The following is a 12064-nucleotide window of genomic DNA, read 5'->3' on the forward strand; positions in this document are numbered from 1 at the left end:
CCGTCTATCCTTGGGGGTGTGGCGGCTAAAGCCATCTGTTTACCTATTTTTTTATATTGAATCCTTAAAGGAGTGCGGCACATGTCAAAAGGGCATTCGCTACAAGACCCTTACTTGAATACTTTACGTAAAGAGAAAGTTGGGGTGTCCATCTACCTGGTCAACGGTATCAAACTGCAAGGCACGATCGAGTCCTTCGACCAGTTCGTTATCCTGCTGAAAAACACCGTCAGCCAGATGGTTTACAAACACGCGATCTCTACAGTGGTGCCGGTTCGTCCAATTCGTCTGCCTAGCGCAACCGAATCCGACGCAGGTGACACTGAGCCAGGTAACGCCTGATAGGAGTCTCCTTTGTTCTTTGAGCGCCACGGTGGTGGTGAACGAGTCATCCTCGTTCACTTGGATGGACAGGACCCTGAGGCGCGCGAAGATCCGCAGGAGTTTCAGGAGTTGGCTAATTCGGCCGGCGCCGAGACCGTTGCGTTTTTTAACGTGCCGCGTCATCGGCCAACCGCCAAATTCCTGATTGGCAGCGGTAAGGTCGAGGAGCTACGCGACCTGGTCAAGGCCGAAGAGGCCGATCTGGTGATTTTCAATCACATCCTCACGCCCAGTCAGGAACGTAACCTCGAACGTGTTTTCGAGTGTCGCGTGATCGATCGCACCGGCCTGATTCTCGATATTTTCGCCCAACGCGCCCGTACCCATGAGGGCAAGCTCCAGGTAGAACTGGCCCAGCTTGACCACATGAGCACCCGTCTGGTTCGTGGCTGGACTCACCTTGAACGTCAAGGTGGCGGTATCGGCATGCGTGGCCCGGGTGAAACCCAACTGGAAACCGACCGTCGTTTGCTGCGGGTTCGCCTGCGACAGATCAAGGGCCGGCTGGAAAAAGTGCGCAGCCAGCGTGAACAGTCGCGACGCGGCCGATCCCGTGCGGATATTCCTACCGTGTCTTTGGTGGGTTACACCAACGCCGGTAAATCCACGCTCTTCAACAACGTGACGAAATCCGACGTCTACGCCGCTGACCAATTGTTCGCCACGTTGGACCCGACCCTGCGTCGTCTGGACATAGACGATCTGGGGCCGATCGTTCTGGCGGACACTGTGGGTTTTATTCGCCACTTGCCGCACAAGCTGGTCGAGGCATTTCGGTCTACCCTCGAAGAGTCGAGCAACTCCGACCTGTTATTGCACGTGATCGATGCGGCCGAACCGGATCGCATGTTGCAGATCGAACAGGTGATGGTGGTGCTGGGTGAGATTGGTGCCCAGGACTTGCCGATCCTCGAGGTCTATAACAAACTCGATTTGCTTGAAGGCGTTGAGCCACAAATCCAGCGCGACGAAAACGGCAAACCCCAGCGGGTCTGGCTGTCGGCGCGTGATGGCACTGGTTTGGAGTTGCTTGAACAAGCCATTGCCGAGCTGTTGGGCAGTGATTTGTTTGTGGGTACCTTGCGCTTGCCGCAACGATTCGCTCGACTGCGTGCGCAGTTTTTCGAACTCGGTGCGGTACAGAAAGAAGAACACGATGACGAAGGTATCAGTTTACTGGCCGTTCGTTTGCCACGGGCCGAATTGAATCGGCTGGTGAGCCGCGAAGGTTTGCAACCGATGGAATTCATCGAGCAACACACTTTGCAATAAAAGCCTGAGAAAGCGGTTGTGTCGTGGTGACAGGCATTCTGTAGCATTGGCCGGCGCGCCGTGGGTGCGTCTTTGCTTTATCAGATGGAGAGCGCTATGGCTTGGAATGAGCCGGGTGGCAACTCGAATAATCAGGATCCTTGGGGTGGCAAGCGTCGTAACAACGGCGACCGCAAGGGACCACCGGATCTCGACGAGGCCTTCCGAAAGCTGCAGGAAAGCCTGAACGGTTTGTTCGGTGGTGGTAAGAAACGTGGTGGCGACGACGGCGGTGGTCCGGGCAAGAGTGGCGGCTTTGGCGGCCTGCTCGGCATCGGCCTGGTCGTGTTGGCCGCCGTTTGGCTGTACAGCGCGGTTTATGTCGTCGACGAGCAGGAGCAAGCCGTGGTGCTGCGCTTCGGCAAGTACTACGAAACCGTCGGTCCTGGCCTGAATATCTACTTCCCGCCGATCGACAGGAAGTACATGGAAAACGTCACGCGTGAGCGTGCCTACACCAAGCAGGGCCAGATGCTCACCGAAGACGAGAATATCGTCGAAGTGCCACTGACCGTGCAGTACAGGATCAGTAACCTGCAGGACTTCGTGCTGAGCGTCGATCAGCCGGAAATCAGCCTGCAGCACGCGACCGACAGCGCCTTGCGCCATGTGGTGGGCTCCACCGCGATGGACCAGGTACTGACTGAAGGTCGTGAATTGATGGCCAGCGAAATCAAGGAGCGTCTGCAACGCTTCATGGACACCTACCGCACCGGTATCACCGTTACCCAGGTCAACGTTCAGAGCGCAGCGGCACCGCGCGAAGTCCAGGAAGCCTTCGATGACGTGATCCGTGCCCGGGAAGACGAACAGCGCTCGCGCAACCAGGCTGAAACCTATGCAAATGGTGTCGTGCCGGAAGCTCGTGGTCAGGCCCAGCGCATTCTCGAGGATGCCAATGGCTACCGTGACGAAACCGTCTCGCGCGCCAAGGGTGAGGCCGATCGCTTCACCAAGCTGGTCGCCGAGTACCGCAAGGCTCCTGAAGTCACCCGCCAGCGTCTGTACCTGGACACCATGCAGGAAGTCTTCAGCAACACCAGCAAGGTTCTCGTGACCGGCAACAAGAACGGCCAGAGCAACCTGCTGTACCTGCCGCTGGACAAGATGGTCGAAAGTGGTCGCAGCACCAGCACTCCGATGAGCAGCGGTGCGGCAGCCACCAGCAATGAAGCGAATACGCGTGCGGCAGCAGATCTGCAGCAGCAGGCACGTACCAGGGAGAGTCGCTGATGAGCAATAAATCGCTGATCGCCCTTATTGTCGGCGTCGTCGTGGCGATCGCTGCCTGGAACTGCTTCTACATCGTCGCTCAGACCGAGCGCGCGGTGTTGCTGCAGTTCGGTCGCGTGGTCCAGACCGATGTTCAGCCAGGGCTGCACGTGAAAGTGCCTTACGTTAACCAGGTGCGTAAATTCGACGCACGCCTGATGACGCTGGATGCACCGACGCAGCGCTTCCTGACGCTGGAAAAGAAAGCCGTGATGGTCGATGCCTACGCCAAGTGGCGCGTGAAGGACGCAGAGCGTTTCTACACCGCGACTTCCGGTCTCAAGCAGATCGCCGACGAGCGTCTGTCCCGTCGTCTGGAATCGGGCCTGCGTGACCAGTTCGGTAAGCGCACGTTGCACGAGGTGGTCTCCGGTGAGCGCGATGCGCTGATGGCGGACATTACTGCTTCGTTGAACAAGATGGCTGAAAAGGAACTGGGCATCGAAGTTGTCGATGTTCGAGTCAAGACCATCGACCTGCCCAAAGAAGTCAACCGCAGCGTGTTCGAGCGTATGAGCACCGAGCGTGAGCGTGAAGCTCGCGAGCACCGCGCCAAGGGTAACGAACTGGCCGAAGGCATCCGTGCCGACGCCGATCGCCAACGCCGCGTGCTGCTGGCTGAAGCCTATCGTGAGTCCGAAGAGGTTCGCGGTGACGGCGATGCCCAGGCTGCTGCGATCTACTCCAAGGCATACGGTCAGGATCAGGAGTTCTACGCGTTCTACCGTAGCCTGCGCGCCTACCGTGAAAGCTTCGCGAACAAATCCGACGTCATGGTTCTCGACCCAAGCAGCGACTTCTTCCATTACCTGGAAAAAGCCAAGCCTTGATACGGCGTTGACCTGAATCCTCCCGCCGGGCGGCTAAAACCTCTGGCGGGGTGATCCTTTGGGAAAACGTGTGTATGATGCGGCAGCCGGGAAATTCCCGGCTTTTTTGCGTCTGCATGTTTGATTGCTGTTTTCAAGCGGACGCCGGGCCGATTGGCTCGACAGTTTTTCGAGGAAAGTGGTTGGCGAAGCCGGTAGAAGGGCTTTTCGCTCCGTCGCCCATGCGCGTGGATTGCACATGAGCTGATCATTTTCTGCTTCACTCAAGGCTTGCCGACAGGCTGGTCGCCCGGATATAGGGGAAGGCGTAATGGCAACGGTAGACCGCTGGCTTCTGCCAGATGGCATCGAAGAAGTACTGCCACCGGAAGCGGCGCGTATTGAAGTCGCGCGTCGTCAGGTGTTGGATCTGTTCCAGAGCTGGGGTTACGAGTTTGTCGTGACTCCCCATATCGAGTACCTGGAATCCCTGCTGACTGGCGCGGGCCAGGACCTGGACCTGCGGACCTTCAAGGTCATCGACCCGCAATCGGGCCGGCAAATGGGTTTCCGTGCCGACATCACGCCGCAAGTGGCGCGCATCGATGCGCACACCCTGCGCCGCGAAGGTCCGAGCCGCCTGTGCTATGCCGGTAGCGTGCTGCATGCGCAGCCTCGTGCCTTGTCGTCCTCGCGCAGCCCGATTCAACTGGGTGCCGAGCTGTACGGCGACGGTAGCCCGAGCAGCGACGTCGAAGTCATCAGCCTGATGCTGGCCATGCTGCAACTGGCCGATGTGCCAGACGTGCACATGGACCTTGGGCATGTGGGTATCTACCGCGGGTTGGCCCGCGCCGCCGGTTTGTCCGGTGAAGTTGAACAGCAGTTGTTCGACGCATTGCAACGCAAGGCCATCGACGAGGTCATTACCCTGACCGAAGGCTTGCCTGCCGATCTGTCGGGCATGTTGCGCGCGTTGGTCGACCTGTGTGGCGGCCGTGAAGTGCTGGCGGCGGCCCGCGAGCGCCTGGCCAAGGCTCCGGCCCCGGTTCTGGCGGCACTGGACGACCTGCTGGCGATTGCCGAGCGTTTGTCTGTGCGTTTCCCTGAGCTGCCGCTGTATTTCGACCTGGGCGAATTGCGTGGTTACCACTACCACACCGGCGTAGTGTTCGCCGTGTTCGTACCGGGTGTTGGCCAGTCCATTGCCCAGGGCGGTCGTTACGACGACATCGGCGCCGACTTCGGTCGCGCCCGTCCGGCAACCGGCTTCTCCACCGATTTGAAAACCCTGGTGACCCTGGGGCGTGCTGAGATCGAGCTACCGTCTGGCGGTATCTGGATGCCTGACAGTACGGATGCGGCACTCTGGCAGCAGGTTTGCCAGTTGCGCAGTGAGGGTCAGCGTGTCGTTCAGGCCTTGCCTGGACAACCTTTGGCCGCCGCCCGTGAAGCGGACTGCGACCGGCAATTGATTCAGCAGAACGGGCTTTGGCAAGTATCGCCACTGGCTTCTTGAGTTTTCCCGCCGGCTGCCGCCGGCACCAAGTTTGCGCGAATGAGGACAAGTGTTATGGGTAAGAATGTCGTAGTCCTGGGCACCCAATGGGGTGATGAGGGCAAAGGCAAGATCGTTGATCTGCTGACCGAACATGCTGCCGCCGTAGTGCGCTACCAGGGTGGCCACAACGCTGGACACACCTTGGTGATCGACGGTGAAAAGACCGTCTTGCACCTGATTCCGTCGGGCGTGCTGCGCGAAGGCGTACAGTGCCTGATCGGCAACGGCGTGGTGGTTGCACCTGACGCCCTGATGCGTGAAATCGTCAAGCTGGAAGAGAAAGGCGTACCGGTGCGCGAGCGCCTGCGTATCAGCCCTTCCTGCCCGCTGATCCTGTCCTTCCACGTTGCGCTGGATCAGGCCCGTGAAAAGGCTCGTGGCGAGCTGAAGATCGGTACCACCGGTCGCGGCATCGGTCCGGCCTACGAAGACAAGGTTGCACGTCGTGGCCTGCGTGTGGGCGACCTGCTCAACATGCCGCGCTTTGAAGACAAGCTGCGTGAACTGGTGGATTACCACAACTTCATGCTGGTGGGTTACTACAAAGAGCCAGCCATCGAATTCGAAAAGACCCTGGCCGAATGCAAGGAATACGCTGAGCTGCTCAAGCCGCTGATGCTGGATGTGACTGCCGAGCTGCACGACCTGCGTCGCGCTGGCAAGGACATCATGTTCGAAGGCGCCCAGGGCTCCCTGCTGGACATCGACCACGGTACCTACCCGTACGTGACCAGCTCTAACACCACCGCTGGCGGCGTTGCTACCGGTTCGGGTGTTGGCCCTATGTTCCTGGACTACATCCTGGGCATCACCAAGGCTTACACCACGCGTGTAGGTTCGGGTCCATTCCCGACTGAGCTGTTCGATGAAGTCGGTGCGCACCTGGCCAAGCAAGGTCACGAGTTCGGCGCGACTACCGGCCGTGCTCGTCGTTGTGGCTGGTTCGACGCTGTTATCCTGCGTCGCGCTATCGATGTGAACAGCATCTCGGGCATCTGCCTGACCAAGCTGGACGTGCTCGACGGCCTGGAAACCATCAACATCTGTGTCGGCTACAAGGATGCGCAAGGCAACACCGTTGCCCCGACTGACGCTGACAGCTACGTAGGCCTGCAGCCTGTGTACGAAGAAGTGCCGGGTTGGACGGAATCGACCGTGGGTGCCAAAACCCTGGAAGAGCTACCAGCTAACGCCCGCGCGTACATCAAGCGCGTTGAAGAGCTGATCGGCGCGCCGATCGACATTATTTCGACGGGTCCGGACCGCAACGAAACCATCGTTCTGCGTCATCCGTTCGCTTGATAAGTCGTTGATGTAAAACACAAAGGGCCCATGATCGGGCCCTTTGTCGTTTATGCCTGCCGAACGGCATGACCTTTGCTGTGAACATTAAAAAAAGCATTGCTTCAGGCGTGCTATCAATTTAATGGCGCCAAAGCAGAGGGATTTCAGATGTCGGCCGTTCTCTCATTGTTACAGAGCCGCTTGTTGCGGCCTGTGTTCGTTACCCTTGGTATCGCCCTTTTGGTGCAGGTGCTGGTGGCTGTTGCCCTGACCCGGAGCACGGTGACCGCGCTGGAAGCCGATCTGGGCATGCGCCTGGGTGCGGACAGTCAAAAGCTATCCGCCGAGCTCGAGCAGGCAGGGCGCGAAGTCACGTCCAGTCTGGACGGTCTCTCTGCCAGTACACGTCAACGCCTCACGGCCGGTTTGTCCTCGCGTCTCGAGGAAGAGCAGGCGCAATTGCGCTCGACCCTGGAAAAGGATCTGAAGGACTCCGCCAACGATATGGCGCAGCTCCTGGCTTCAGTCGCGCCCCGTGCCATGTGGGACAACGACGTTCCGACACTGTCCGAGTTCGCCCGCCGGGCGCAACGCAATCCCAATGTGCTGTTCGTGGTGTATGACGACGCCACCGGCCAGCACCTGACGCGCTACCTCAACCGGGAAAACCCGATCAACAAGGCGCTGCTGGAAAAAGGCCAGGGCGAGCGGGCGCTCGACAAGGTGCTGGATGCGGCGAAAAACGACCCGTCAGTCTTCTACATCGAGGCTTCGATCAACCCCAATGGCGTGGAAATCGGCAAGGTCCTGATGGGGGTCTCGACTGCCTCGGTGGAAACCGATCTCGCGGCCCTCGACAAGCGCTTCTCGGCCCTGATCGCCAGCAGCGATCAACTGGTGGCCGACAGCCTCAAGGGCGCGGCCGCCGACAGCGCAGCGGCCATGCGCTCGCGTCTGCAGTCGGCGCAGTCAACGGCGGCGGAAATGAAAGCCAACACTACCAGCACCGTACAGGAAGCCGCCGCGACCTTGCGCTGGCGCATCGGTGTGTGTCTGGCGGCGGTGGGCTTCGGTGTCCTGCTGTTGTTGGCGGTGGTGCTCGGTCGCCGCGTGGTCAATCGCCTGAAGATGCTGATCGTTGCCATGGATGACCTCGCGGCGGGCGAGGGCGATCTGACCAAGCGTGTGCAGATCAACAGCAAGGATGAGATCGGCGACATGGCCTCGGCGGTCAATCGCTTTGTGGATAAATTGCAGCCGATCGTGCGCGAGGCGGGCGATGTCGCCCAGCGTACCGGTGTGGAAATTGGCGCCATGACCCTGCGCAATGCCGGTGCGGATGCGGCGGCTGGCATGCAGCGCGACGAGGTGGCGGAGAGTTTGCGTGCCTTGTCGCAAATGGCTGATGAGGCGCAGTCGGAAAGCCACGCCATGCAGGCGGCGCTGAAGCAGGTCGTGGACATTCGCCAGGCTACCGATGAAAACACCCGGACCTCGGCGAAAGTCGGCAGCCTGATCGAGGAGCTGGCGGGTCAGGTCAATACCGGTGCGCAAGTGATCGAGCGCCTGGCACAGCAAAGCGAGCAGATCGAAGTGGTGTTGACGGTCATTCATGGCATCGCCGAGCAGACCAACCTGCTGGCGCTGAACGCGGCTATTGAAGCGGCGCGTGCCGGCGAGACAGGGCGCGGGTTTGCGGTGGTGGCGGATGAGGTGCGGGCGCTGGCGAGCAAGACGCAGAGCTCCACCGGCGATATTCAGGCGCACATCGTTGCGTTGCAGCAAGGTGCGCGTGAGGCGGTGGCGGCGATTGGTCAGGCCGGGCGCCAGGCCAGTGAGGGTTTGCTGGTGCTGCGTGACAGCGCCCGGTTGCAGCAGTCGGTGCAGGCATCCGTCGAGCAAGTCCATGCGGCGATCGGCTTGGCTACCCAGGCTGCGGCGCATCAGGCGCAGGGTGCGCAGGCAGTGCGCGGGCGGGTCCAGACCATTCATGCCCAGGCCGAGAAAGCGGCGCAGGCGGTTGTGGAGACCACGGCGAGCGGCAAGGTGCTCGATGGCCTGGCGGCGCAGTTGAAGGCGAGCCTGGGGCAGTTCAGGGCTTAGTCTATTGTCTGTGCCGGCCCATTCGCGAGCAGGCTCGCTCCCACATTGGAATGCGTCTTCCTGTGGGAGCGAGCCTGCTCGCGAAGGCGGTATCAGCGGCTCAGATACATCCGAGTCGTAAGCAGGTAGACCGGCAGCCCCGACACCAATATCAACAACGCCGCATAAGGTGCCGCCGCCGCAAACTCCACATTCGCGGTATGCGCCCACACCTCCGTCGCCAGGGTGTTGAGTCCGGTCGGACTCAACAGCAGTGTCGCCGTCAGTTCCTTCATCGCATCCAGAAACACCAGCGCAAAAGCCGCGCCCAGCGCCGGAAAGATAATCGGCAGTGTCACTCGGCAGAACGCACTGAATGAGGAAGCTCCGAGTGTGCGGGCGGCCTCCTCGAGTTGCGGTGCCGCCTTGTTCAGGGCGGTGCGGATCGGCGCCTGGGCCAGAGGCAGAAACAGCAGGGCGTAGGCGATCAGCAGCAATGCCGAAGTCTGGTAAAGCATCGGCACGTAGTGCAGGGCGAAATACACCAGGGTCAGGGCAATGACCAGCCCCGGCAGGGCGTGCAGCAGATACGGCAAGCGCTCGGCCCAGATCGCCAGCTGACCTTTGTAGCGTACGACCAGCAGGCCGACCGGCACCGCCAGCACCAGGCAAAACCCGGCGCCACCCAGCGACAGGGCGAGGGATGACAGCAAGGCTTCGCCGATCGCTGCCACGGGAAAGGCTGCTGATGACCCCACGGCCAGCCAGTAGACCAGCATGCCCAGCGGGATCCCGCTGCCGATGATTGCCAGCAGCAAGCAATAAAGCTGTCCCGCCACTGCCCACGGCCCCAGCTGAACCTGTTCCGCCTGTCGCGCCGCACCTTGGCCTGTGCGCACGTGTCGACCCTTGCCGCGCACGCGCAGCTCCAGCCACAGCAGTGCCAGGCATAGCATCAGCAATACGGCAGAGAGCATCGCCGCGTTGGCATTGCTGAACTCCAGCTCGAACTGCTGATAGATCGCCGTGGTGAAGGTTTGCAGGCCGATGATCGACAAGGCGCCGAACTCCACCAGCATGTGCAGCGCAATCAGCAACGAGCCCGCCAGCAGCGATGGCCAGAGCAGGGGCAGGGTGACGCGCAAGAACACACCCCAACGATTCTGGCCCAAGGTGCGGGCCGACTCTTCAAGTGATGGATCAAGGTTGCGCAGGGTGGCCGCCACCGGCAGAAAAATCAGCGGGTACTTGGACAGGCTCATCACCAGGATCGCCCCGCCGAGCCCTTCAAAGTGAGCGCTCAGCGAAACCCAGGTGAAGCTGCTGACAAAGGCCGGTACGGCAAACGGCAGGCACAGGATCACACCCCAAATCCTGCGTCCCGCCAGATTGCTGCGTTCGAGCAGCCACGCCAGTGACAGGCCGATCACGCCGCAGGCGAGGGTGACGCCCAGCATCAACGCAAGGGTGTTGCGCAGCAGGCCGAATACGTAGGGCCGCCATAGCAGGTGCAAGGCTTGGGCCCAGCCTGCTTGCCAGGCTTTGAGTCCGACATAGGCCAACGGCAGGAAGCTGAGTACGACCAGTAGCAATACCGGCAACACCAACCCTATGGGAGGACGCTTGCGGCGCAGGCAGGTGACAGATAGCGATGCGCTCATCAGTTCAAGCCAACGTCACGTTCCAGGTCCAGGGCTTCTTCGGCATTGCCGAGGTCGGCGGGTGTCACGTTCGGCGCCTGCAATTCGCTGAATGGCTTGAGCCCGCGATCAGATTCCATGCCTTTGTGCAGAGGGTATTCGGCGGTGGTCTGGGTGATCACGCGCTGACCTTCCTCGCTGGCCATGTAGGCGAGCAATTGCTGTGCTTCCTGGGGGTGTTTGCTGGATTTGAGCACTGCAGCACTGGAAACGGTGATGAGCCCGCCGATATCGCCGCCGCTGAAGTAATGCAGTTTCGAGTCGAGCTGGCCTTTTTCACGCTGCAGGGCGAACCAGTAGTAGTTGTTGACCAGCACGGTGGCCACTTCGCCATTTTCCACGGCTTTGAGTGCAACCATGTTGTTGCTGTAGGTCTTGCCGAATGCGCGCAGTCCGGTCAGCCATTCTTCGGCGGCGTCCATGCCGTGCACCTTGATGATCGCAACGGCCTGTTCCTGGAAGGCGCCGCTGGTGGGCACGAAGCCGACTTTGCCTTGCCATTTGGGTTTGGAGAATTCCATCACCGAGGCGGGCAAGTCTTTTTCATCGATCAGCCTGGGGTTGAAGGCGACGACGCGCACCCGGGCAGTCACGCCAATCCAGGTGCCGTTGCCGGCCACGTATTCCTTGGGCAGAACGGCCAGCGTGGCGTCATCCGCCTTGGCCAGCAGGCCTTGTTCGCCGAGTTTGTTCAGTGGTGGCGATTCTTCGGTGTAGATGACGTCGGCAGGGGAGCGATCGCCCTCTTCGACGATCTGACTGGCGAGCTGATTGCTGCTGCCTTTGCGCACATTGACGTGGATGCCGGTCTTGGCTTCGAAGGCTTTGGCGACCGCGTCGCCGACTTCCTTGTGTTGGCCGTTGTACAGGGTCAGGGAAACCGGGTCGGCGGCTTGGGTGAGGGGCGTGGCGAGTGCCAGGCCGAGCAGGGTAATGGTCAAGCCGCGGCGCAGGGTGTTTCGAAACATCATTCGCAGGGTTCCTCACTGTCGCATTGCAAAAACTTGCAACAATGATAAACGATATTGTTTCTCAAATGCGCCTTGTGTTGGCTGACATATCTTTGCTAACGGGTTCGCGTCCCTTGTAGGAGCGAGCTTGCTCGCGATGAATTTTCAGGCGACGTGTTTTCCAGTTGGAGCGCGTCATCGTTCAAGACCATCGCGAGCAGGGCTCGCTCCTACAGGGGGAGGATTGGTTTTCAGATGCCAGAAACGCAAAAACCCGCTTTCGCGGGTTCTTGTGAAATTCAAGGCCGTAACCTTGAATTTGAATTGGTGCCCAGAAGAAGACTCGAACTTCCACGGCCGTAAGGCCACCAGCACCTGAAGCTGGCGTGTCTACCAATTTCACCATCTGGGCATTCATCTTCAGCGTTGCCGCTGTTGATGTGGCGCACTATACGGAGAGCGTTTTGATCTGTAAACCCCTGATTTTAAAATTAATAAATCAGGGGCCCAGAATGCAAAAAACCCGCTTTCGCGGGTTTTTGTGTGAGCCTTGAAATTGATCTAATCTCAAGCTCGAAATTGGTGCCCAGAAGAAGACTCGAACTTCCACGACCGTAAGGTCACCAGCACCTGAAGCTGGCGTGTCTACCAATTTCACCATCTGGGCAGTATCGGCAACGTCTCCGTCGTCGATGGCGCGCACTATACGGA

General features: G+C 59.9%; 9 protein-coding genes and 2 tRNA genes. 7 read left to right on the top strand and 4 right to left on the bottom strand.

Annotation, left to right across the window (positions count from 1 at the left end):
* Window positions 1–81: 81 nt before the first annotated feature.
* The 7 genes from hfq (at window position 82) to ACEN8E_RS02095 (ending at window position 8724) form a co-directional block, all read left to right on the top strand.
* Window positions 82–342: an RNA chaperone Hfq gene (gene hfq, locus ACEN8E_RS02065; protein WP_008016896.1), complete on the top strand. Its 261-nt coding sequence runs from the start codon at window positions 82–84 to the stop codon at window positions 340–342.
* Between the two features lie 12 nt (window positions 343–354).
* Window positions 355–1656 carry a ribosome rescue GTPase HflX gene (gene hflX / locus ACEN8E_RS02070; protein ID WP_495591240.1) on the top strand — a complete coding sequence of 434 codons (1302 nt, stop codon included), beginning with the start codon at window positions 355–357 and terminating at the stop codon, window positions 1654–1656.
* A 96-nt stretch (window positions 1657–1752) separates the two neighbouring features.
* Window positions 1753–2928 carry an FtsH protease activity modulator HflK gene (hflK, locus tag ACEN8E_RS02075; protein ID WP_429366330.1) on the top strand — a complete coding sequence of 392 codons (1176 nt, stop codon included), beginning with the start codon at window positions 1753–1755 and terminating at the stop codon, window positions 2926–2928.
* Window positions 2928–3797 (top strand): protease modulator HflC, encoded by an 870-nt coding sequence (gene hflC, locus ACEN8E_RS02080; RefSeq protein WP_046039827.1) that lies wholly within the window; start codon window positions 2928–2930, stop codon window positions 3795–3797. The genes hflK and hflC overlap by 1 nt, the downstream gene beginning before the upstream one ends.
* Before the next feature lie 310 nt (window positions 3798–4107).
* On the top strand, window positions 4108–5295 hold the full coding sequence (locus tag ACEN8E_RS02085; protein ID WP_007973265.1) for an ATP phosphoribosyltransferase regulatory subunit: 1188 nt from the start codon (window positions 4108–4110) through the stop codon (window positions 5293–5295).
* 54 nt (window positions 5296–5349) lie between these two features.
* Complete coding sequence (locus tag ACEN8E_RS02090; RefSeq protein WP_429366329.1) at window positions 5350–6639, top strand: adenylosuccinate synthase; 1290 nt, start codon at window positions 5350–5352, stop codon at window positions 6637–6639.
* 150 nt (window positions 6640–6789) lie between these two features.
* A complete protein-coding gene (locus tag ACEN8E_RS02095) occupies window positions 6790–8724 on the top strand; it encodes a methyl-accepting chemotaxis protein (protein ID WP_495591241.1) in 1935 nt (644 codons plus the stop codon).
* Window positions 8725–8816: 92 nt separating this feature from the next.
* Here the strand turns inward: ACEN8E_RS02095 and ACEN8E_RS02100 are convergent, their stop codons facing one another.
* From ACEN8E_RS02100 to ACEN8E_RS02115, 4 genes are all read right to left on the bottom strand, one after another.
* On the bottom strand, window positions 8817–10364 hold the full coding sequence (locus tag ACEN8E_RS02100; RefSeq protein WP_495591242.1) for an ABC transporter permease: 1548 nt from the start codon (window positions 10362–10364) through the stop codon (window positions 8817–8819).
* Window positions 10364–11374, bottom strand: coding sequence for an extracellular solute-binding protein (locus ACEN8E_RS02105; RefSeq protein WP_495591243.1), 1011 nt, complete (start codon window positions 11372–11374; stop codon window positions 10364–10366). Before ACEN8E_RS02105 ends, ACEN8E_RS02100 begins: the two co-directional genes overlap by 1 nt.
* A 304-nt stretch (window positions 11375–11678) precedes the next feature.
* Window positions 11679–11765, bottom strand: a tRNA-Leu gene (locus ACEN8E_RS02110).
* Between the two features lie 168 nt (window positions 11766–11933).
* Window positions 11934–12020: transfer RNA gene (locus ACEN8E_RS02115), tRNA-Leu, on the bottom strand.
* Window positions 12021–12064 lie beyond the last annotated feature (44 nt).

The organism is Pseudomonas sp. Pseusp9 (genome assembly GCF_059491265.1).

Excerpts from the sequence above, each read along its gene's own strand:
- hflC (WP_046039827.1), top strand. The coding sequence starts at position 2,928 with ATGAGCAATAAATCGCTGATCGCCCTTATTGTCGGCGTCGTCGTGGCG.
- ACEN8E_RS02095 (WP_495591241.1), top strand. The coding sequence starts at position 6,790 with ATGTCGGCCGTTCTCTCATTGTTACAGAGCCGCTTGTTGCGGCCTGTG.
- hfq (WP_008016896.1), top strand. The coding sequence starts at position 82 with ATGTCAAAAGGGCATTCGCTACAAGACCCTTACTTGAATACTTTACGT.
- ACEN8E_RS02100 (WP_495591242.1), bottom strand. The coding sequence starts at position 10,364 with ATGAGCGCATCGCTATCTGTCACCTGCCTGCGCCGCAAGCGTCCTCCC.
- ACEN8E_RS02085 (WP_007973265.1), top strand. The coding sequence starts at position 4,108 with ATGGCAACGGTAGACCGCTGGCTTCTGCCAGATGGCATCGAAGAAGTA.
- hflK (WP_429366330.1), top strand. The coding sequence starts at position 1,753 with ATGGCTTGGAATGAGCCGGGTGGCAACTCGAATAATCAGGATCCTTGG.
- ACEN8E_RS02090 (WP_429366329.1), top strand. The coding sequence starts at position 5,350 with ATGGGTAAGAATGTCGTAGTCCTGGGCACCCAATGGGGTGATGAGGGC.
- ACEN8E_RS02105 (WP_495591243.1), bottom strand. The coding sequence starts at position 11,374 with ATGATGTTTCGAAACACCCTGCGCCGCGGCTTGACCATTACCCTGCTC.